The following is a 19,697-nucleotide window of genomic DNA, read 5'->3' on the forward strand; positions in this document are numbered from 1 at the left end:
AATCACCGCGTATTACTTACCGCCCAGTCCTTTTTTCGCCAGCTCCTCTTTGAAGTTGTCGCGGGTGATCAGCACCACGTCGGTCACTTCAGTAAACTTCGGCGGTTCCACCCCTTTGGTGACCCAGTTGTAGAGCATTTCGCTGGATTTATAGCCGTGTACGTCCGGGCTTGGCAGCAGTGAGCCGTAGAAGCCCGTCGCCTGCGCTTTAGAGAGCTCACTCACCGCGTCAACGCCGTTGATGCCGATACCGATCACATCAGGCGCTTTGAAGCCCTGACCTTCCGTTGCGCGTACACCGCCCAGGACGGTGTTATCGTTCATGCCGACCACCAGCCAGTGCTTCACCTCTGGATGTTGAACCAGCATGGAGTTGGCGGCGTCGAAGGCCCCCGGAATGTCGTTGGATTTTGTCGGCACTTTATAGATCTGTTTTTCCGGGAAGCCGGCCGCTTTCAGCGCGTCCATTGACCCGGTGGTACGACGGCGGGCGGTATCCAGCTCGTCGGCGGTGATGGCCATCACGGCGGTATCTTTCACATCCCAGCCGCGTTTCTGCATCTCTTTATAGAGTTCCTGGCCCTGACGTTCGCCAATTTTGGTGGCCGCCATCATCACCAGCGGCACGCTGTCCATCGGTTTGCCCTTGGCGTTGACGAACTGATCGTCAACCGCAATGACCTTCATGTCGTAACCGCGCGCTTTGGCTGCAATTGCAGAGCCCAGTTTGGGATCCGGCGTACAGATAACGAACCCTTTCGCCCCGCTGGCCGCCAGGCTGTCGATAGCGTTCAGCGTTTTTTCACCGTCAGGCACGGCGATTTTAATGACTTCAAATCCTAAATCTTTCCCGGCCTTATCGGCGAATTTCCATTCGGTCTGGAACCAAGGTTCTTCCGGCTGTTTTACCAAAAAACCGAGTTTTAAATTCTCAGCGATAGCGGATTGTGACATAACGGCAGCCAGACCGATGGCCGCCAGCGCTTTAGTAAATTTGTGCATGGTAAACTCCAGCATTAGCGTTCTTTTCTGTAGGGAATATTTGCGTACTTCTTATTTAATCGGACTTAAAACAAGGCATTAGCGCTTACCTCGTCATAAGCGTTAGTGCTGGTGATAGTTTTAGCGGGAAATTAATCATCCATAAGAGAGCGCCATCACACCGCAGAATTACAGTAATTGCGTACATAAATTCAGCGAAAAATGACATAAAAACGGCAGTATTTGTCGGACAAATGAAACCGAGATAAGCAGAATTATCCATAAGATCAGCTAAGAAATCCCTGATACCCAACCCCCCGCGCTCCGGACGCGATCGCGGTACGGCGTTACCATCATCGGGAACTGTGTAGGACTGGCGTTGCCGCAAAATATATTTTATGGCGTTATTCTGCGAAAATTGATTTAGCGCAATTTAGTCGGCGCATCATATATTTGAAATAGTTAATCCTGAATTAACTATTTCTCAGAGCATTATTCCGACTCACTATTCCCAGTGGGTAAATATCGATATTAAAATAGGTAAAAACCAGTAGTTTCAAGGCATTAGATAAATCTTATTTTATAACAACATGTTGTTAGTTTTGTACTATATTAAATTTTGTAATGTATGGTAAAACGCACCAATTAAGAGTTTTCTTAAACGCCGGGCAGGGGTATGCTTATTTATATCGAACACAGGAAGTGATTATTCGGTCGACTTTTGTCACTGCAGAAATGCTTTTCTGCCACTTACTCGTCTTAACCTGCCCGTTCAGGTTTTGTTACGGACATCACACTAACAGTCTATAAGGATATTGGTATGACTACCCAAACGATGATGCAAAAACTCAATGCGCAGATGAACCTGGAGTTCTATGCGTCGAATCTGCACCTCCATTTGAGCGAGTGGTGTTCTGAGAACCGTCTCAACGGTACCGCCACTTTTTTTCGTACCCAGGCACAAAGTAACGTCACCCATATGATGCGCGTCTTTAACTTTTTGAAAGGCGCAGGGGCAAATCCTATCGTCAAAGCCCCGGATGCAATTGATGGGCACTACTCCTCTCTGGAGGAGTTATTCAGGAAAACGCTTGAAGAGTATGAGCAACGCTGCGCCACGCTGAATAAACTGGCGGATGAAGCCAGAGCACAGCATGACAGCGCAACACTGCAGTTCTTGCGCGATATGGACAAAGAGCAGCAGCAGGACGGCATTTTACTGAAGGCACTGGCGGATGAGCTCCGCAACGCGCAACAGTCCGGGTTATGCCCGGAACAGACCGACCGTCACCTGCTCGATCTGGTGACAGTACAGCACCACTAAGCTTTTCGCCTGCTCCCGTTCGGGAGTGGGCCTCTTTTTTTTACAGCCAACCTCCTGCTTTTTAAAAGATTTAGCAAATCAGATCTCGCTCTCAATGATTATCCCTACAACATGTAATGATTTATTTAATTACATAATTAATGACGAGGGAGCATCATGATCACCATTGAGTTTATTGTCATCCTCCTGTGCCTGCTGACAGGCACGCGTTTTGGCGGGATGGGACTGGGACTGATAAGCGGTATCGGTCTGTTTATTTTGACGTTTATCTTTGGTCTGCAGCCCGGTAAACCGCCGGTTGATGTGATGCTGACCATCCTCGCTGTGATCGGGTGTGCGGCCACCCTGCAGACGGCAGGTGGGCTGAATGTGATGATGCAATTTGCCGAGCGCCTGCTGCGCAAGCATCCTCAGCACATCACCCTCCTCGCCCCCTTTACCACCTGGATGCTGACCTTTCTCTGCGGTACCGGCCATGTGGTGTACACCATGTTCCCGATTATTGCCGATATCGCCCTGAAAAAAGGGATCCGCCCGGAACGTCCGATGGCCGTGGCGTCGGTGGCATCGCAAATGGCGATCACCGCCTCCCCGGTCTCCGTTGCCGTGGTGTCGCTGATTTCCATTCTGGCCGCCCAGCACGGCATTGGACACGCGTGGGGGATCCTCGAAATTCTCGCCGTGTCGGTTCCCGCCTCGCTGTTCGGTGTGACCATTGCCGCCCTGTGGAGTTTACGCCGCGGGAAAGATTTAGCCGATGACATGGAATTCCAGGAAAAGCTGAAAGATCCAAAACAGCTCGAGTTTATCTACGGCGGAACCGAGACGTTGATGAACCAACGTTTTCCGAAACAGGCCTACTGGTCAACGTGGATTTTCTTCGCCGGGATCGCGGTGGTGGTGCTGCTCGGGGCATTGCCTGAACTGCGTCCGGCGTTTGAGGTGAAAGGCAAAATGACGGCGCTGTCGATGAACCTTGTCATTCAGATGATGATGCTCATTGCGGGTGCGGTGATGCTGGTCACCTGCAAGGTCAATGCAGCGACCATTTCTAACGGCGCGGTCTTTAAAGCCGGAATGGTGGCGATTTTCTCGGTGTTCGGCGTCGCGTGGATGAGTGATACCTTTTTCCAGGCACATCTCGACGAGCTAAAACTGGCGCTGGAAGGGGTCGTGAAAAGCCATCCGTGGACCTACGCCATCGTGCTTTTCCTGGTCTCTAAACTGGTGAACAGCCAGGCGGCAGCGTTGACGGCCGTGGCGCCGATGGGGTTAATGCTGGGTATCGATCCGAAAATGCTGATCGCTTTCTTCCCGGCGTCGTATGGCTATTTTGTTCTGCCCACCTACCCAAGCGATTTGGCCTGCATCGGGTTTGACCGTTCAGGGACAACCCGTATCGGCAAATTTATTATCAACCACAGCTTTATCCTGCCGGGGATAATTGGCGTGAGCTGTGCGTGCGCGGCGAGTTATCTGCTGGTACAGACCTTCTTTTAAACGCTTTCGGGCGACAGGCACTGTCGCCCTTCTCACGTTGCGCGCTATCAGTGAGATTCACCCTGCGGCGTGAATCTCAGCTCAATCAGCGCGATGGCTTTCTGGATCGCCCGAAGCGTAACCGGGTCAGCCGCAGCGGGATGGCTGGAAAAATCGATGTTTTTCAGCTGGGTAGACATTTTCTCGCGCACTTCCACCGGCGCGATAACATCTAAGACATCAAGGATCTGTTTGATGACCAGCTGGCATGCGACAACATCAGATACCAGTTCCTGATCGGCGCTCAGGTTTTGAGACATGGGGTTTCTCCTTATTTAAAGGCCGCCATAGTAACAAAACACGCCCCCTTTCATCTCCCTTCTGGTGGTTGCAGGCATAAAAAAACCTGCCGAAGCAGGTTTTTTTATCAGAACATCGCGCCAGGCGGCACGTCTTTGAAGGTGTTGCAGTAGTTAGCCCACATGCTTTTGAGGATTTTGCGCAGTTTCATTGTGATGCTCCATTAACTTGTTATACAACTTTATCGTCAATGTGCCTATAATATGACCACCATCACAAAAATCAATATTTTTGTGACTTACATCACAATTTTTTCTGTATTCAACTACGCGTGTTAGCCGACGATCTCGCGCACGAAAGCCTCGATCTCTTTGTCCTGGCAGTTTTCAAAGAAGCACTGCTGGAAGCGCTGGCCGGAAACGGCGGTTTTTACCAGCTCAGGATCGATTGCCCGCAGCGTGTCCAGATAGTTCTCTTTGACCACAGCCGCTTTCACCTGATTCAGGATCCCCGCATTACGTACCTGAGGCTCTTTGCGCTCTGGCGGATAACCTTCTCCCTTGCGGCCGGTGAACGCTTTTTCGAAGATAAAGCGAACGTTCAGCTCTGCGCCCCAGCCAAAGCCTTTGGCAAACGGCAGGGCAAGCGCGTTACCGTTGTTAATCTGGGCGAAGAGAAACGCATCTGCAGGGTCGATACAGTAACCGCAGATCACGCCCGGGTGGATGTTCAGCGACATCAACGCCCCCTGGCCCGTTCCACACCCAGTCACCACAAAATCAACGGCCTTGGCATTGAGTAAAATGCTCGCCATGATCCCCAGATGGATATAGGTCAGATGATGGTCGTTCTCATCGCTCATGCCAACGTTATACACCGGGAACCCTTTTTCGTCGGCGACCGTTTTTAACTCTTTCAGAATCACTGGATTTTTTGCGGCCTGGCTGTTTTCCATCATCAGTGCGATTTTCATTGTCTCTCTCCTGAATGCGTTGCGGGCGAGCCCATCATGGATACCTTTTCATCTTCACCCTACTATCACACAAACGCACTTTCAAATTAAATGAAAGATTGTTTTAAAAAACCAAAGAGGACTCACATTTTTGTTGATGACAGGTCTGAGCCCGGCCCGTTGCAAAGAGAAAGGGCAGATTGTCCGGCTATTCCGGGCATTGCGGCGGACAGCGAGAGGTACGATAACGTATTTCCCTCCACTCAGAGCGAACCATGAAAAGAGTCTTCGTTGTCGGCACGGTCCTGCTGCTCGCGGGATGTAGCATCAACCGCCAGGCACAGGTGAGCAGTCTGGATGCGCCAAATGGCATAGTCCGCCTTGACTATGGTCAGGCCGCCCTGCAAAACGCCTGGTCTGATGAATATGTGAACAATGGCACCGCAACCAAAGCGTGCCAGGGCATGGGATATGCCACCGCCTCTTCCTATGGGCAGCCCATTAAAACCTGCACCCTGATTAGCGGCTCACTGTGTCTGAACGAGAGCGTGACCATTCAGTACAAATGCATGGGTTATGCTGTTAAACCAGCCACCAGTAATCCGTGGTATTAATCTGCGCTGCCAGTTTTGGCTGGCAGCCCGTTAAAATAAATAATTCTCATTTATAAATATAAATATCGCCAATGCGTTTTATTCCCATTCGTATTTTTAAATAAGCAAATATTTATTTTACGTTTTGCATATAATTAAATAACAAATTATAGTGTCGCTCATTGTGAACCAGAAATAATAAACCGGAGCGTCACCATGCTGAAAACTGAAATGATCGACAAGCTCAATGCACAAATGAATCTTGAGCTTTTTTCCTCCCTGCTCTACCAGCAGATGAGTGCCTGGTGCAGCTATCACAGCTTTGAAGGTGCCGCCGCGTTCCTGCGTCGTCACGCTCAGGAAGAGATGACCCACATGCAGCGTCTCTTTGATTATCTGACAGATACCGGCAGCCTGCCGCGCATTGATAACGTGGCATCACCCTTTGCGGAGTATGGCTCACTTGATGAACTCTTCCGCGCTACCTACGAGCACGAGCAGCTGATCACCCAGAAAATTAACGAACTGGTGCATGCGGCAATGACCAGCCAGGATTATCCAACCTTTAATTTCCTGCAGTGGTATGTGGCCGAACAACACGAAGAAGAGAAACTGTTTAAATCGGTTCTGGATAAATTATCGCTGGCCGGTAAAACCGGTGAAGGTCTTTACTTTATTGATAAAGAACTCTCTACGCTTGATACCCAGAATTAATATCGATACGGCGCTGACTTTCAGCGCCGTATTTTTTTACATGCAACCTGCGCAACTGGTGCAGCGCCAGTCATGCGGGTTAACGGCCTGGAAAAAGTACCGGTAGTTTGCCGCCTCAAGCGGGATCCCGGCGTCGAAGAATAAATCCGTCAGCCAGTCCACGTTTTCGATTATCCACTCATCCTCTTTTAACCCCTGTGCAAAGGTCTCATCCTCAGGATCGATAATCGAATAAATCGCCCATGTGCCCATATCCTTTTCACGTCGGGATTCCGGCAACGTCAGCGCCGTATTCTGCCAGCAGATGATCCAGTGGCCGTGACATAGCAAATTGCCTCCCCGGCTCCAGGCCGCTGTGAATGGATTTTCCCCCGCCATCAGACCCTCATTTTATTTTATGTTTTGCAATTTTTGTTTAAATTACGCCTGATTTTCACGCGATCCTATTGTCCTTATGAAGTAGCCTTACACCTCCGAAGGATCAGAGAGTTACCTGAAGAGCCTCGCCCGGCTAAAATTGTAAAGTTAAAGTTACACTTCTTGTAACGGTGATTTGACGAAATACGGCTTTTCCCTTACTCTGCGCCGCAGATTTTGTCGCGATCATGAAGCGTTGTAGAGGAAAGCGTGAAAAACAGAACCCTGGGAAGTATTTTTATCGTCGCCGGAACGACGATTGGCGCAGGAATGCTGGCGATGCCGCTGGCCGCCGCGGGCGTCGGATTTGGCATGACATTACTGCTGCTGGGTACGCTCTGGGCATTAATGTGTTACACCGCGCTGTTGCTGCTTGAGGTTTATCAGCACGTCCCCGCCGATACCGGGCTGGGTTCGCTTGCGGCACGCTATCTGGGCCGTTACGGACAGTGGGTGACAGGCTTTAGCATGATGTTTCTGATGTACGCCCTGACCGCTGCATATATCAGTGGTGCCGGGGAATTGATCGCTTCCAGCGTCAACGACGGGTTCGGTGCTGACATTACGCCAGCGACGGGGGCCATCTTCTTTACGCTCATCGGCGGCGGCGTAGTCTGTGTAGGTACCTCGCTGGTCGATCTGTTTAACCGATTTTTATTCAGCGCCAAAATCCTTTTTCTGATTGTGATGCTGGTTCTGCTGGCACCGCATGTTCATAAGGTTAACCTGCTGACGCTGCCGCTGGAAAAAGGCCTGGCGCTTTCCGCGATCCCGGTCATTTTTACCTCATTTGGCTTCCACGGCAGTGTGCCAAGCATTGTCAGCTACATGAACGGTGATATTCGCAAGCTTCGCCGCGTGTTTGTTATCGGTAGCGCCATCCCACTGATTGCCTACATTTTCTGGCAACTGGTGACGCTGGGCAGTATCGACTCCTCCACCTTTATTGGCTTGATGGCGGAACACGCCGGTCTGAACGGTTTCTTGCTGGCGCTGCGTGAAGTGGTGACTTCTCCACACGTGGAGCTGGCGGTGCATCTGTTTGCCGATCTGGCGCTGGCCACCTCCTTCCTGGGCGTGGCGCTCGGTCTGTTCGATTATCTGGCAGATCTGTTCCAGCGTCGCAATTCCGTCACCGGCCGCTTACAGACAGGGGCGATCACCTTCCTGCCTCCGCTGGCCTTTGCCCTCTTCTACCCGCGCGGGTTTGTCATGGCGCTGGGGTATGCGGGGGTGGCTCTATCCATCCTTGCCCTGCTGCTCCCTTCTCTGCTGGCGTGGAAGAGCCGCCAACAGCATGCCCGGCAAGGGTACCGGGTGGCAGGTGGAAAGCCGCTGCTGTGCATTGTGTTTGCCTGCGGGGTCGTCATTATTCTGGTGCAATTTTTGATTGCGGCGGGAATGCTGCCGGAAGTGGGGTAAAGAAAAGGGGCTATCAACAGCCCCTTTTTTATCAGTGTAAGCAACAGCTCTTAAACTTCTTCCCGCTGCCGCACGGACACGGATCGTTACGCCCGACTTTTGTGCCGTTAACAATCGGTTTCTTCGCTTCCGGTTGCTGTGGGTTAGCAGACCAGTAGTCGTATAAACGCAGCGCCGCTGGCTGGATACGCTCAATGCTGGCGATGTACTCCTCTTCGCTCAGCGCGTCCAGCTTCTCGCTGTTCTCTTCTGCGCCGTGAAGCGCGATGACATCCAGATCCGCTTTCAGCTCTTCTGGCAGTGCAGACCAGTCGGTCAACGACACGCCGCGCATATAGCCATAACACCACTCTTCCACCACGGTGTAGCTCTGGCCGTCCACGTCGTTATAACCAAACATCGGCTCAAACTGATCCGGGTATTCGCTCAGGCGCTCAGCAATGTCGTTCATATGCTTAAAGCAGAGATCGATAAAACGGTTCATTTCTCGATCGTTTTTCCAGCGCGGGATATATTTCTCGCCGCCCCATACCGCCACCAGCCAGGTGTCTGGCTCGACAACCACGGGGCCGGAAAGCACTGCCGTAAGCATGCCGTCCAGTTCGGACACGTCAATCACGGACGCATCGTCATGACCGTAAGACATTAACGTCTCTTCCAGCCACGCCATTTCGCTTTCATTTAATGGGCCTTCAGTCATTGCTGACACTCCTGATCAAAAAGGAAAGGATCCTAGCACATATCGTACGCCTTTCCCGGCGGAAGTTACGGGAATTATTGCTGCAAAAACGTGCAAATCGTGACCCTTGCACAACTTATGGGCTTTATTGTCAACGAGATGTGATCTCCGCTGTAATTTCAGTGCGTCCCGCAAGGCTGCGTACAACGGCGCTCTATACTCAACATGTCGCAACGCCGTCAACAGGTTAACCATTCTGGCAACGATTTTGCTTAATCTTCAGCACGCGACACTGCGCATGGAAACCTCGCCGTATTAAGCAGGATGCTGACCGTATCTTGTTCGTAACATCATTTTTCTCGCTCGTGTTTTTGATTGGCTGCGCCGTCGGGCGTTCGGGTTTACACCGTGGTGCAAAAACCTCATTGCTAAGGAACACAATAATGTCGCTGAAATTAATCAGAACTCCTCTTTCTCTTGTGTTGGCCGGTTGTCTGGTGACGGCATTTTCCGCCCGGGCAGATATTGTCATTGGCGTGGCCGGGCCATTTACAGGCCCCAATGCCACCTACGGCGATCAGTACTGGCATGGCGCAACACAGGCAGCAGAGGACATTAACGCCGCAGGCGGGATCAACGGTGAAAAAATTAAGCTGGTTCAGGGAGATGATGCCTGCGAGCCCAAGCAGGCCGTTGCCGTCGCCAACCGTTTAGTCGACCAGGATAAGGTCAACGCGGTGGTCGGTCATTTCTGCTCTTCGTCCACCATGCCCGCCTCTGAGGTGTACAGCGACGCGGGGATCATCGCCATCACGCCTGGCTCCACCAACCCGCAGATTACCGAGCGCGGCATGAGCGATATGTTCCGCATGTGCGGCCGCGATGACCAGCAGGGTCAGGTCGCCAGCGATTTCATTATCGACAAGCTGAAAGCCAAACGGGTGGTGATCATTCACGACAAAGACACCTACGGTCAGGGGCTGGCGGACGCCACCAAAGCCGCACTGGCAAAACGCGGCGTGCAGGACGTAATGTACGAAGGGTTATCCCGCGGTGAAAAAGACTTTAACGCCCTGGTCACCAAAATTGGGGCGCAAAAACCGGACGTCGTCTTCTTCGGGGGCTGTCACCCTGAAGCCGGCCCGCTGGTTCGCCAGATGCGTGAACAGGGCGTGCAGGCAAAATTCTTCTCCGGCGACTGTATTGTCAACGAAGAGATGGTGACCGCGGCGGGAGGCCCCCAATATACCAACGGCATCTATATGACCTTCGGTAAAGATCCGCGCCTGATCCCGGACGGTAAAGCGGTAATTGAGAAATTCCGCGCCGGTAAATTCGAACCGGAAGGATACACCCTCTACTCCTATGCCTCCGTGCAGGCTATCGCCGCGGCATTCAAGGCGACGGGCGGCAAGGACTCAGCCAAAGCCAGCGAATGGCTGAAGGCTAATTCCGTCGATACGGTGATGGGCAAAAAAGCCTGGGACAGCAAAGGCGATCTGAAAGTCTCTGACTACGTGGTGTATCAGTGGGACGACAAAGGAAAGTATAAGGAAGTGCCGTAACGGGACGGAGTCACGCTCAACGTCGGCAGGGCCGCCTGCCGACGCAAACAACACATCAGGCTGCGCGGTTTATGCGGCCGTTATAAAGAGCGCGCTAAGATGAGTACATTCTTCCTGCAACAGTTAATTAATGGCTTAACGCTGGGCTCCGTCTACGGACTCATCGCCATCGGTTATACGATGGTGTACGGCATCATCGGCATGATTAACTTCGCCCACGGCGAAGTGTATATGATCTCTGCCTATCTCTGCGCGATTGGCCTGGCGCTGCTCTCCTTCTTCGGCCTGCAGTCGTTCCCTCTACTGATCCTCGGCACGCTGGTATTCACCATCGTGGTCACCGGAGTGTATGGCTGGACCATCGAGCGCATTGCCTATAAACCGCTACGCAACTCCACCCGTCTGGCACCGCTGATCTCCGCCATCGGCATGTCGCTTATCCTGCAAAATTACGCGCAACTGAGCCAGGGGCCGCGTCAGCAAGGGGTGCCCACCATGCTGGATGGCGTGATTCGTCTGCATCTGGGAGAGGGGTTCGTGCAGATTACCTATACCAAAGTATTCATTCTGGTCGCCTCCTTCGCCGGGATGCTGTTGCTCACCTGGATTATCAGCCATACCCGGCTGGGACGCATGTGTCGTGCGGTACAACAGGATCGAAAAATGGCCTCCATTCTGGGGATAAATACCGACAGGATTATTTCTCTGGTATTTGTCATCGGCGCGGCAATGGCCGGTCTGGCGGGGGTGCTCATTACCATGAATTACGGCACCTTTGATTTCTACGTCGGGTTTGTGATTGGTATCAAAGCCTTTACCGCCGCGGTGCTAGGGGGGATCGGCTCTTTGCCCGGCGCGATGCTCGGCGGGCTGATTCTGGGGGTGGCCGAAGCTCAGTTTTCCGGCATGGTGAACTCGGACTACAAAGATGTGTTCTCGTTTGGGCTGCTGGTCATGATCCTGATTTTCCGCCCTCAGGGGCTGCTCGGCCGCCCTGTCGTGGCCAAAGTGTGAAGGAGAAAACGATGACATCACACGGTCTCTCCCTCAAGCGCTGCCTGCTGGACGCGATGTTTTCCGGGCTGATCGCATTGATTATTTTTGGCCCAATTGCGGGCGTGGTACTGGACGGGTATAGCTTTAACTTTGCCGGACAGCGCCTGGCCTGGATGGTTGGCACAGTGATGGTTGGGCGTTTTCTGCTGAGCGCTTTTTTAAGTACCGCTGCCGGGGCCCGTTTTCAGGCGCGGTTCGAAGCCGACAGCGCGGGGGTATATGTTCGCCCGCCGGAATACAAAAGCCGTCTGCGCTGGGTTATTCCTCTGGCGATCGCCCTTGCGATCTGCTTCCCGTTTGTCGCCACCAAATACCTGCTGACGGTTGCTATCCTCGGGCTGATTTACGTCCTGCTCGGCCTCGGCCTGAATATCGTCGTGGGTCTGGCCGGACTGCTGGATCTGGGGTATGTCGCCTTCTACGCCATCGGCGCTTACGGGCTGGCGTTGGGGTATCAATATCTGGGACTCGGATTCTGGAGCATGCTGCCGCTGGCGGCAATTATGGCTGCGGCTGCCGGTGCCCTGCTCGGCTTCCCGGTGCTGCGCATGCACGGCGACTACCTGGCGATTGTGACGCTCGGGTTCGGGGAAATTATCCGTCTGGTGCTGAACAACTGGCTAACCTTCACCGGCGGGCCTAATGGCGTGTCAGCGCCGCCGCCTACGTTTTTCGGACTGGAGTTTGGTCGACGCGCCAAAGAAGGTGGCGTGCCATTTCATGAGTTTTTCCATCTGACGTACAACCCGAATATGAAGTTTATCTTTATTTATGCGGTGCTGTTTCTGGTGGTGCTGCTGGTGCTTTATATCAAGCATCGTCTGACGCGAATGCCGATTGGCCGGGCATGGGAAGCCCTGCGGGAAGATGAAATCGCCTGCCGCTCCATGGGCCTCAACCATGTGCTGGTTAAGCTTTCGGCCTTTACGCTGGGCGCGTCAACGGCCGGGATTGCGGGCGTGTTCTTTGCTACCTATCAGGGTTTTGTGAATCCAACCTCATTCACCTTTTTTGAATCTGCGCTGATCCTCGCCATCGTGGTACTGGGCGGCATGGGCTCCACGCTCGGAGTCGTGCTGGCAGCCTTTGTGCTCACCGTGACACCCGAGCTGTTGCGCAGCTTTGCTGAGTATCGCGTCCTGCTGTTTGGCATGCTGATGGTGGTGATGATGATCTGGCGTCCGCGCGGGTTGATCCGCATTAACCGCAGCGGGTTTGCCGTGCGTAAGGGCGTGGTGCCATGAACGGAACGATATTAAGCGTAGAGCACCTGATGATGCATTTTGGCGGGATCAAGGCGCTTAATGACGTCAATCTCGACGTGCAGCGCGGTTCGATTACCGCCCTTATCGGCCCAAACGGCGCTGGCAAAACCACCGTCTTTAACTGCCTGACCGGCTTCTATAAAGCATCCGGCGGGAACATTCTGTTTAATGCACGCAACAGAACGACCAACGTCATTCAGGTACTCGGGCAAAAATTCCAGCCGGGCGACTGGATTCACCCTGCACAGTTGGGGCAGCGCCTTTTCTATAAGATGTTTGGCGGGACGCATCTGGTTAACCGCGCCGGGCTGGCACGCACCTTCCAGAACATTCGTCTGTTCCGCGAGATGTCGGTCGTGGAAAACCTGCTGGTCGCACAGCATATGCGCGTTAACCGTAATTTGCTCGCCGGGATCCTCAATACCCCCGCTTACCGACGGGCAGAGAGCGACGCCCTGGACAGGGCCTTCTACTGGCTTGAGGTGGTGGATCTTGTGGAGTGTGCCAATCGCCTGGCGGGCGAGATGTCCTACGGCCAGCAGCGGCGTCTGGAAATCGCACGCGCCATGTGCACCGGACCAGAGATGATCTGTCTGGATGAACCCGCCGCCGGGCTCAACCCGGTTGAAACGCACAAGCTGAGCAACATCATCCGTTTTCTGCGCGACCACCACGGCATTACGGTACTGTTGATTGAACACGATATGGGAATGGTGATGGAGATTTCGGACGACATCATTGTGCTCGACCATGGAGACGTCATCGCGAGGGGAAAACCCGAGCAGATCCAGCATGATGAAAAAGTGATCGCCGCGTATCTGGGCACCGATGAAAGCGAGGTCAATCTATGAGCGAACCGATGCTGGCCTTTCGCGAGGTGGACGTGTTTTACGGCGTGATCCAGGCGCTGAAACAGGTAACCCTTGAAGTAAACAAAGGGGAAACCGTGGCGCTGATAGGCGCTAACGGCGCGGGTAAATCGACATTACTGATGTCTATCTTTGGCCAGCCGCGTATTCGCAGCGGGCAGATCGTGTTTTGCGGAGAGGACATTAGCCATAAATCGACCCACTATGTCGCCTCCGAAGGCATTGCCCAGGCGCCGGAAGGACGACGCATTTTTCCCGATATGACCGTGGAGGAGAACCTGCTGATGGGGACCATCCCCATTGGCAGCCAGTTTGCAACGGAAGATATGCACACCATGTTTGACCTCTTCCCTCGCCTCAAAGAGCGGCGTAAACAGCGCGCGATGACCATGTCCGGCGGGGAACAGCAGATGCTGGCTATCGCCCGGGCGCTGATGAGCCGCCCTAAACTCCTGTTACTGGATGAACCCAGCCTCGGCCTGGCGCCGATTGTGGTGAAACAGATCTTCCAGACGCTGCGCGAACTGGCCCGCAACGGGATGACCATTTTTCTGGTGGAGCAGAATGCGCACCACGCGCTGAAGCTTTCTGACCGCGGCTACGTGATGGTTAACGGGCAGATCCGCCTGAGCGGCAGCGGAGAAGAGTTACTGGGGAATCAGGAGGTGAGGAAGGCGTATTTGGGCGGGATGTGATGTCAAAGGCTGGTCATTAACTTCTTGAACAGCAGAGCGCGCCAACATTATTTATTTGTTGAATTTCCCTTTATCCCAGCCTTCACCACGAGCAGTTAAATCGACCGATGGCACGACAGCTATTCCCTCAGCATCATAAAAAAATGCGGAGGTCGTAAAGTGGAATACGGTGCCGTGAACGGTGAAAGAGATGTTATTTCCAATTCCATCAACTTTTGCTCGTGGCGTGTTCGCTGTAAGCGTGGGGGAAATGTGCTGTTTTTCGAGTCCCTCCAGGGGATCGCCGTCAAACTTGCTCGCCAAAAAATAGCGGTATACGTCCCCTGTTGTCGTGTCCGGTTCTGCGTATTCAGTGATATATATTCGTTCGATGTTTGCGCATACATTCCGTTGTCTGGGTATCCGCCTGCGGGGCTCCGTCACTGTCCCGCCCGCCGTCACTTGCATTGCACAGTGGATTCATCAAATCCAGGGGTATCGTCGTTTGTCATGGCGATATTATTACGCGGCGTGGCTGAAAAATTGCGAGCCTGCGTTTTCTGCTGACTGCTGTGTTGTGAATGCCCGGTATAGAATGAAATTTCAGAGCGCATCACGAAACGGATTTGAAGAGCTGGGAAAATTCGATATCGTTCATTTTTGTGAACGATTTGGATTGTAGTTCTTTGCCGGTGGTGCCATCTGGCATTTCATATTTGTTGTAAAAGTCAGCATGAAGAAGATGCCCTACAATAGACGTTATTTTATTTCACCCTAACAAAAATTATCACTTTCTTTATGTTGCTAGTGAAGAACCTATCACCACTCTTTCAGTCTTTAGAGGAAATAAGTTATGAGCGAAATCAATTGCGATTCACAGTAAACAAATCTTACAATCATTATGGCTTCAATTGTGTACTGATTACAGGTTTTGTTTTTATTACGAATAATAAAAGCGAATATTACATCAAGTAACATAGTATCTTTACGAAAAGGTTTCATTATGTCACAATCACACAGTGAAAATATATTTAAAGCTTTAGAAGTTGACTATTACAAATTCAAACCCAGGAAAATTGTTAAGGAGTTAAAACAAAACCACAGCGATAAATTAGTACGTTTTCTTCTTGCAATGTTTAAAAAAAACATAAACATCCAGCCCCATAATACTAATGAACGCACAAAAAGAGACTCGTTCCTTTCTGAAATAAAGGCAGCATCGAGTGATCAAAAAATAAGAGAAAAGATAGACAAACTACAAAAATTATGTGTTTGCGCAGAAAAAATTTATGATGCCATTAAATTAAATCTATCCAATCTTGCAATCAGTAAAAAATCGCCTGAAATACAATGCTGGGCAGTAATAAGACGAGCTCAGAATGAAATACTATTTTTAAAAGATGAAACAAAAAAACATCTTGAAAATATTGATCAAGGCTCAAGAATATATGATGTATCATCAGCATTCTTGCAGAACTCTGAAGGAGAATCTTATTCTCCAGACGCTGTAATAACGAAAACTGTAGATTATTTATCACTTACTCTGAAAATGTTTAGCTTCAATCATAAACTAAACAATGGAAACTTAACTATCATCCCCGACGCGGTTGAAGTAGAAGAGGAGGATCTTGAAGACGCTGGAAGAATATTTAGCAATTCAATTCTATGGTTTGCTCTAGAAAGCGCCGTCGAAACATGCTTGCTTTTCGAATATGAATTAAATGAATATAACTCTACAAATTTACCAGAGGGATTGGAAGACTCTGGCCTAGACGTATTTTATGCGTTTGAACTGACTAAAGACATGTTTATTCGTGCAGATTTTATTTCGAATGAAAGACTTTACTCAAAGCTTTCTCAAAATTTCATCGAAGCAATGTACAAATATAACATCCATAAAACTGTTGATGACAGCATGCTTTATCTCTCGACATTAGATAATGGCCGTTCTGTCACGGTCTCAGAGTTTCCGGCATACGTAGCTCTTCTTGAAACACTATGTTTATCAGATGAGAATATGTTAATTTCAGGGCTAACATTAAGAGAATGGGTTAGATGTTACTCTACGCTTGAAAAACTAGCCAAACTATCTGAAAAGAAAGAGATATACACATTTTCTGAACTAAATGCAATATTCCTTTTGGTCGGTATATCAAGTGATAAGTCAAAAACATTCATTGATCACGTAAGCTTCAATATAGAATCTCGAGACCTTTATGATTCACCGCTACTAAAATTGAAGTCAGGAAATTATTTATTCTGCAGCGTTGGATATTTTAGCCCGGGGATAAGCAATATAATTTTATCTCAGTTCTCATCGCTGAAAGTAGATCTTTCTAAAAAAGGGTTTGGTTTTGAAAAGGAAATGCATGACATGCTCTCTGATTTGAAAATGAATTATCAACATTTTAAGTTCAAGCGTGGAACCGAAGAGTACGAATACGATGCAATCGTTGTTTTAGATGACAAAGTTTTCGTTTTAGAATGTAAAAACACTAATTTGTCTGGTGGGTCTGTAAATAAGGCATACAAGAAAAAAGTATTCTTTATTGAGACTGCACAGCAAGTAAAAAGACTTGTACAAGGTTTAAAAGATTATCCCGACGTATTTCAAGATAAGTTCAATTTAGATATCAGAGCTTTTGAAGTCATCCCTGTAATAGTTAACAACCTTCCATTTTCATTACCAGGAAAATTCAACGACGTTTATATAACAGATTTTTCCGCACTTAGTAAAATATTGCATAACAGTCATATCGGCGGTATTAGAATTCAAAATAATAATGGGGAGTTAGAATCTTCAAACACGCCACTACATCGACTATGGGAAAGTGAAACTCTTCAAGCTTCAGATTTAATAAATCAATTTGAAAGACCAATTCAATTAAGCGAGTTCTTTAATAGCACAGTAGTAGCTAGACATAGCCTTCCTATCAGTCATAATACTGCCTTTGGGATTTCCTCTTTTGAAGGCGATATAGATCGACTAAAAGAATATCGCAGAGAAAGAATTGATTCTATATACGAAACAATTTCAGTAACAGAATAATATAATCTATGAGGTTCTTAAGAGCCTCATATTCAAGATATTAATTATCTAGTTTTATCACGCCAGTATTCAAAAGGTTTCAGCAACACTCTCAGTTACACCCCCGTGTCGTGTCAATGTACTGCAGTACCATCATACGAATAAGATTTAGCTCATAAAGTTAACCGTATTAGCGCTGTGGCGCGCCTGTCATAATGCCCCATTAGTCGATACTCATGCGGCCACTTGGCATGATAGAGTTGTAAACCGGGTGGGAGAAAATCCCCTTGCCCAAGCATGCCTTAACGGTGAACGCGCAGAAGATCTCTTTCGACTGTACGCAGTCTAACTATGTAAGTGAACATGACCCGATTTGCGATGGCGAAGCGACTAAAAACCACTTACCGATGCGACTAAACAGGTGCTCACCTCCCTCGGTTTGAAGGCCGATGACTTTATGGTTCTTAATGATAACCTTTCGTTTCGGCAGAAAAACAAAGATGAATTTCCCCTTAAAAACGCCAGTGATAACGCAGAGATGCTGCACACCTGCGTCTGGAACTAAACGACAAGCTCACACAGGTGGCACACCTGCTTGCAACCGATTTATCTACCAACGAAGATTCAAAAGTATTCACATCTTTCGTCCGTAAAATGAAGATGCACCGTAAAAATCTTGATACTGTAGGTGACAGCCAGCATGCTAATAAACTGAGTAAACCAATGCGTCGCCTGACCACCATCAAAAATGAACGTCTGAAAGAACTAAACAAAGCCCAGTAGGAAACAGTATGGGCAAGGTTATTGCAGAGCGATGTCCTATCTTAAAATGAAGTGCAGATCAGCAGCACGGGGACATTTATCCGCTAGGGTAGAACTAGCATGAAGCAGATTAAGACATGGACACCAAGTTTACGCGTTGCAGTTTCGTTGGCGCTCGAGTTATCTCTAAAGCCAAGCATAAGAGTTTGTATTTAATCCATCAACCAAGCGGAAGCAAATACACCCATGATGGATTTAACTCGCGCTGGTGCGAGGCAAAACTCTCTGCCCAAGCTAAGTACCCTCACCTATCGATTGATTTCACTTTCCACGATCTGAAAGCAAAAGGCATTTCATATCTTGAGGGCACCCTTAAGAGAAATAAGCAATTTCCGGCCATAAAAACTCGCGACAAACGGCTATTTATGGCAGGAAAGTAAAAGTGGTACCAGTTGTTAGCGGTCAGAAAAACTGATTAGATATGCGTTCGACGGAAATTCATCTTCGGTCGCATCTTCGGAAAAGCAAATTTCAGACACAAAAAAACCACCTTTCGGTGGTTTCACGACACTGCTTATTGCTTTGATTATTCTTTGTTTCCCATGGTACCCGGAGTGGGACTTGAACCCACACAGCGCGAACGCCGAGGGATTTTAAATCCCTTGTGTCTACCGATTCCACCATCCGGGCTCGGGAAGAAAGTGGAGGCGCGTTCCGGAGTCGAACCGGACTAGACGGATTTGCAATCCGCTACATAACCGCTTTGCTAACGCGCCGTAAAACTTTTTCAAACTGACACCCGCTATCGCGCATGTCTTTAATCTGGAGCGGGAAACGAGACTCGAACTCGCGACCCCGACCTTGGCAAGGTCGTGCTCTACCAACTGAGCTATTCCCGCATGTCATCAAGTTAACTGCTAACCACTTGATTTCATTATCGTCCGGCTAACTGTGCCGCCGTTCGATGCGTTGCATTCTACTGATATGACGTGATGAGTCAACGTTATTTTTTGCATCCCCGGATCGTTTGCTGAAAATTACGGCGAAACGATCACTGTTCAAGCAAATCTCCGCGCGCCGCGTTCAAATATTGCAGCATTGACCACAGGGTCAGCACCGCGGCAACCCACAGCAGGCCGATTCCCGCCCACTCTACCCAGGCGTTCGGACGCCACAGCATCCAGACCAGCGCCGCCATTTGCGCGGTGGTTTTCACTTTACCGATCCAGGATACCGCCACGCTGCTGCGTTTACCCAGTTCAGCCATCCATTCACGCAGTGCAGAGATGATGATCTCGCGTCCAATCATGGTGGCGGCTGGCAGTGTCACCCACCAGGTATGGTAATGTTCAGCCACCAGCACCATGGCAATCGCCACCATCACTTTATCGGCCACCGGATCGAGGAAAGCACCAAAACGGGTGCTTTGGTTCCAGCGGCGCGCCAGATAACCATCAAACCAGTCGGTGACCGCGGCAACCAGGAAAATCAGCGCACAGGCAAAAGGGGCCCAGACAAACGGCAGATAAAACGCGAGTACAAAGAACGGGATAAGCACGACGCGAAAGAGAGTGAGCAACGTAGGGATGTTATATTGCATAATGACGGTAACTATTT

General features: G+C 50.0%; 22 protein-coding genes and 3 tRNA genes. 13 read left to right on the forward strand and 12 right to left on the reverse strand.

What is annotated here, in order from left to right:
- Positions 1-12: 12 nt before the first annotated feature.
- Positions 13-1,002 (reverse strand): arabinose ABC transporter substrate-binding protein AraF, encoded by a 990-nt coding sequence (gene araF, locus ACQG2G_RS13440; RefSeq protein ID WP_028027935.1) that lies wholly within the window; start codon positions 1,000-1,002, stop codon positions 13-15.
- Between the two features lie 799 nt (positions 1,003-1,801).
- Here araF and ACQG2G_RS13445 point away from each other — a divergent pair.
- Both ACQG2G_RS13445 and ACQG2G_RS13450 read left to right on the forward strand, forming a co-directional pair.
- Positions 1,802-2,305 carry a non-heme ferritin-like protein gene (locus ACQG2G_RS13445; protein ID WP_061772217.1) on the forward strand — a complete coding sequence of 168 codons (504 nt, stop codon included), beginning with the start codon at positions 1,802-1,804 and terminating at the stop codon, positions 2,303-2,305.
- Positions 2,306-2,461: 156 nt separating this feature from the next.
- Positions 2,462-3,805 (forward strand): anaerobic C4-dicarboxylate transporter, encoded by a 1,344-nt coding sequence (locus ACQG2G_RS13450; RefSeq protein WP_061772216.1) that lies wholly within the window; start codon positions 2,462-2,464, stop codon positions 3,803-3,805.
- A 47-nt stretch (positions 3,806-3,852) separates the two neighbouring features.
- On the opposite strand, the gene ACQG2G_RS13455 is transcribed toward ACQG2G_RS13450, so the two are convergent.
- From ACQG2G_RS13455 to ACQG2G_RS13465, 3 genes are all read right to left on the reverse strand, one after another.
- Positions 3,853-4,104, reverse strand: a complete 252-nt coding sequence (locus ACQG2G_RS13455) for a DUF2766 family protein (RefSeq protein ID WP_020687624.1) — start codon at positions 4,102-4,104, stop codon at positions 3,853-3,855.
- Between the two features lie 107 nt (positions 4,105-4,211).
- Positions 4,212-4,295, reverse strand: coding sequence for a stress response protein AzuC (gene azuC / locus ACQG2G_RS13460; RefSeq protein WP_014832437.1), 84 nt, complete (start codon positions 4,293-4,295; stop codon positions 4,212-4,214).
- A gap of 123 nt (positions 4,296-4,418) precedes the next feature.
- Positions 4,419-5,057: an RpiB/LacA/LacB family sugar-phosphate isomerase gene (locus tag ACQG2G_RS13465; RefSeq protein ID WP_013096040.1), complete on the reverse strand. Its 639-nt coding sequence runs from the start codon at positions 5,055-5,057 to the stop codon at positions 4,419-4,421.
- A gap of 254 nt (positions 5,058-5,311) precedes the next feature.
- Here ACQG2G_RS13465 and yecR point away from each other — a divergent pair, with 254 nt between their 5' ends.
- Positions 5,312-5,650: a YecR family lipoprotein gene (gene yecR / locus ACQG2G_RS13470; protein ID WP_013096039.1), complete on the forward strand. Its 339-nt coding sequence runs from the start codon at positions 5,312-5,314 to the stop codon at positions 5,648-5,650.
- A gap of 195 nt (positions 5,651-5,845) precedes the next feature.
- The gene (ftnA, locus tag ACQG2G_RS13475; protein ID WP_013096038.1) at positions 5,846-6,343 is read left to right on the forward strand and encodes a non-heme ferritin; all 498 of its coding nucleotides are present in this window, start codon (positions 5,846-5,848) and stop codon (positions 6,341-6,343) included.
- 36 nt (positions 6,344-6,379) lie between these two features.
- Here the strand turns inward: ftnA and ACQG2G_RS13480 are convergent, their stop codons facing one another.
- The gene (locus ACQG2G_RS13480) at positions 6,380-6,721 is read right to left on the reverse strand and encodes a hypothetical protein (RefSeq protein WP_061772215.1); all 342 of its coding nucleotides are present in this window, start codon (positions 6,719-6,721) and stop codon (positions 6,380-6,382) included.
- 249 nt (positions 6,722-6,970) lie between these two features.
- Between ACQG2G_RS13480 and tyrP the strand changes: the two genes are divergently transcribed.
- Positions 6,971-8,182 (forward strand): tyrosine transporter TyrP, encoded by a 1,212-nt coding sequence (gene tyrP / locus ACQG2G_RS13485; protein WP_029882588.1) that lies wholly within the window; start codon positions 6,971-6,973, stop codon positions 8,180-8,182.
- A 31-nt stretch (positions 8,183-8,213) separates the two neighbouring features.
- Here the strand turns inward: tyrP and ACQG2G_RS13490 are convergent, their stop codons facing one another.
- Positions 8,214-8,882, reverse strand: coding sequence for a YecA family protein (locus ACQG2G_RS13490; RefSeq protein ID WP_029882587.1), 669 nt, complete (start codon positions 8,880-8,882; stop codon positions 8,214-8,216).
- Positions 8,883-9,304: 422 nt separating this feature from the next.
- Between ACQG2G_RS13490 and ACQG2G_RS13495 the strand changes: the two genes are divergently transcribed.
- The 5 genes from ACQG2G_RS13495 (at position 9,305) to ACQG2G_RS13515 (ending at position 14,311) form a co-directional block, all read left to right on the forward strand.
- Positions 9,305-10,426, forward strand: coding sequence for a branched-chain amino acid ABC transporter substrate-binding protein (locus tag ACQG2G_RS13495; protein ID WP_029882586.1), 1,122 nt, complete (start codon positions 9,305-9,307; stop codon positions 10,424-10,426).
- A gap of 99 nt (positions 10,427-10,525) precedes the next feature.
- Positions 10,526-11,440 (forward strand): ABC transporter permease subunit, encoded by a 915-nt coding sequence (locus ACQG2G_RS13500; RefSeq protein WP_020687620.1) that lies wholly within the window; start codon positions 10,526-10,528, stop codon positions 11,438-11,440.
- 11 nt (positions 11,441-11,451) lie between these two features.
- A complete protein-coding gene (livM, locus tag ACQG2G_RS13505) occupies positions 11,452-12,726 on the forward strand; it encodes a high-affinity branched-chain amino acid ABC transporter permease LivM (protein WP_248078757.1) in 1,275 nt (424 codons plus the stop codon).
- Complete coding sequence (locus ACQG2G_RS13510) at positions 12,723-13,598, forward strand: ATP-binding cassette domain-containing protein (RefSeq protein ID WP_061772266.1); 876 nt, start codon at positions 12,723-12,725, stop codon at positions 13,596-13,598. The genes livM and ACQG2G_RS13510 overlap by 4 nt, the downstream gene beginning before the upstream one ends.
- On the forward strand, positions 13,595-14,311 hold the full coding sequence (locus ACQG2G_RS13515; RefSeq protein ID WP_061772267.1) for an ABC transporter ATP-binding protein: 717 nt from the start codon (positions 13,595-13,597) through the stop codon (positions 14,309-14,311). Before ACQG2G_RS13510 ends, ACQG2G_RS13515 begins: the two co-directional genes overlap by 4 nt.
- Positions 14,312-14,362: 51 nt before the next feature.
- Here the strand turns inward: ACQG2G_RS13515 and ACQG2G_RS13520 are convergent, their stop codons facing one another.
- Positions 14,363-14,758 carry a hypothetical protein gene (locus ACQG2G_RS13520; RefSeq protein WP_248078754.1) on the reverse strand — a complete coding sequence of 132 codons (396 nt, stop codon included), beginning with the start codon at positions 14,756-14,758 and terminating at the stop codon, positions 14,363-14,365.
- Between the two features lie 145 nt (positions 14,759-14,903).
- On the reverse strand, positions 14,904-14,999 hold the full coding sequence (locus ACQG2G_RS13525) for a DUF1367 family protein (protein WP_248031297.1): 96 nt from the start codon (positions 14,997-14,999) through the stop codon (positions 14,904-14,906).
- A gap of 294 nt (positions 15,000-15,293) precedes the next feature.
- Here ACQG2G_RS13525 and ACQG2G_RS13530 point away from each other — a divergent pair, with 294 nt between their 5' ends.
- The 3 genes from ACQG2G_RS13530 (at position 15,294) to ACQG2G_RS13540 (ending at position 18,520) form a co-directional block, all read left to right on the forward strand.
- A complete protein-coding gene (locus ACQG2G_RS13530; protein WP_214453095.1) occupies positions 15,294-17,339 on the forward strand; it encodes an NERD domain-containing protein in 2,046 nt (681 codons plus the stop codon).
- 561 nt (positions 17,340-17,900) lie between these two features.
- Positions 17,901-18,101, forward strand: a complete 201-nt coding sequence (locus ACQG2G_RS13535; protein ID WP_061771550.1) for a hypothetical protein — start codon at positions 17,901-17,903, stop codon at positions 18,099-18,101.
- Positions 18,102-18,217: 116 nt separating this feature from the next.
- Positions 18,218-18,520: a hypothetical protein gene (locus ACQG2G_RS13540; protein WP_248105119.1), complete on the forward strand. Its 303-nt coding sequence runs from the start codon at positions 18,218-18,220 to the stop codon at positions 18,518-18,520.
- Between the two features lie 163 nt (positions 18,521-18,683).
- Here ACQG2G_RS13540 and ACQG2G_RS13545 read toward each other — a convergent pair.
- The 4 genes from ACQG2G_RS13545 to pgsA form a co-directional block, all read right to left on the reverse strand.
- Positions 18,684-18,770, reverse strand: a tRNA-Leu gene (locus ACQG2G_RS13545).
- Positions 18,771-18,782: 12 nt separating this feature from the next.
- Positions 18,783-18,856 (reverse strand) — tRNA-Cys (locus ACQG2G_RS13550).
- Between the two features lie 47 nt (positions 18,857-18,903).
- Positions 18,904-18,979 (reverse strand) — tRNA-Gly (locus ACQG2G_RS13555).
- A 152-nt stretch (positions 18,980-19,131) separates the two neighbouring features.
- Positions 19,132-19,680, reverse strand: coding sequence for a CDP-diacylglycerol--glycerol-3-phosphate 3-phosphatidyltransferase (gene pgsA / locus ACQG2G_RS13560; protein WP_013096028.1), 549 nt, complete (start codon positions 19,678-19,680; stop codon positions 19,132-19,134).
- Positions 19,681-19,697: the final 17 nt, after the last annotated feature.

Source organism: Enterobacter cloacae complex sp. 382A5 (genome assembly GCF_050031095.1).
GTDB lineage: Bacteria > Pseudomonadota > Gammaproteobacteria > Enterobacterales > Enterobacteriaceae > Enterobacter > Enterobacter cloacae.

Bases quoted from the DNA above. Each gene is read 5' to 3' on its own strand.
- araF (WP_028027935.1), bottom strand. From the start codon at position 1,002: ATGCACAAATTTACTAAAGCGCTGGCGGCCATCGGTCTGGCTGCCGTT.
- ACQG2G_RS13445 (WP_061772217.1), top strand. From the start codon at position 1,802: ATGACTACCCAAACGATGATGCAAAAACTCAATGCGCAGATGAACCTG.
- ACQG2G_RS13450 (WP_061772216.1), top strand. From the start codon at position 2,462: ATGATCACCATTGAGTTTATTGTCATCCTCCTGTGCCTGCTGACAGGC.
- ACQG2G_RS13455 (WP_020687624.1), bottom strand. From the start codon at position 4,104: ATGTCTCAAAACCTGAGCGCCGATCAGGAACTGGTATCTGATGTTGTC.
- azuC (WP_014832437.1), bottom strand. From the start codon at position 4,295: ATGAAACTGCGCAAAATCCTCAAAAGCATGTGGGCTAACTACTGCAAC.
- ACQG2G_RS13465 (WP_013096040.1), bottom strand. From the start codon at position 5,057: ATGAAAATCGCACTGATGATGGAAAACAGCCAGGCCGCAAAAAATCCA.
- yecR (WP_013096039.1), top strand. From the start codon at position 5,312: ATGAAAAGAGTCTTCGTTGTCGGCACGGTCCTGCTGCTCGCGGGATGT.
- ftnA (WP_013096038.1), top strand. From the start codon at position 5,846: ATGCTGAAAACTGAAATGATCGACAAGCTCAATGCACAAATGAATCTT.
- ACQG2G_RS13480 (WP_061772215.1), bottom strand. From the start codon at position 6,721: ATGGCGGGGGAAAATCCATTCACAGCGGCCTGGAGCCGGGGAGGCAAT.
- ACQG2G_RS13490 (WP_029882587.1), bottom strand. From the start codon at position 8,882: ATGACTGAAGGCCCATTAAATGAAAGCGAAATGGCGTGGCTGGAAGAG.
- ACQG2G_RS13495 (WP_029882586.1), top strand. From the start codon at position 9,305: ATGTCGCTGAAATTAATCAGAACTCCTCTTTCTCTTGTGTTGGCCGGT.
- ACQG2G_RS13500 (WP_020687620.1), top strand. From the start codon at position 10,526: ATGAGTACATTCTTCCTGCAACAGTTAATTAATGGCTTAACGCTGGGC.
- livM (WP_248078757.1), top strand. From the start codon at position 11,452: ATGACATCACACGGTCTCTCCCTCAAGCGCTGCCTGCTGGACGCGATG.
- ACQG2G_RS13510 (WP_061772266.1), top strand. From the start codon at position 12,723: ATGAACGGAACGATATTAAGCGTAGAGCACCTGATGATGCATTTTGGC.
- ACQG2G_RS13515 (WP_061772267.1), top strand. From the start codon at position 13,595: ATGAGCGAACCGATGCTGGCCTTTCGCGAGGTGGACGTGTTTTACGGC.
- ACQG2G_RS13520 (WP_248078754.1), bottom strand. From the start codon at position 14,758: ATGCAAGTGACGGCGGGCGGGACAGTGACGGAGCCCCGCAGGCGGATA.
- ACQG2G_RS13525 (WP_248031297.1), bottom strand. From the start codon at position 14,999: ATGCCAGATGGCACCACCGGCAAAGAACTACAATCCAAATCGTTCACA.
- ACQG2G_RS13530 (WP_214453095.1), top strand. From the start codon at position 15,294: ATGTCACAATCACACAGTGAAAATATATTTAAAGCTTTAGAAGTTGAC.
- ACQG2G_RS13540 (WP_248105119.1), top strand. From the start codon at position 18,218: ATGGACACCAAGTTTACGCGTTGCAGTTTCGTTGGCGCTCGAGTTATC.
- pgsA (WP_013096028.1), bottom strand. From the start codon at position 19,680: ATGCAATATAACATCCCTACGTTGCTCACTCTCTTTCGCGTCGTGCTT.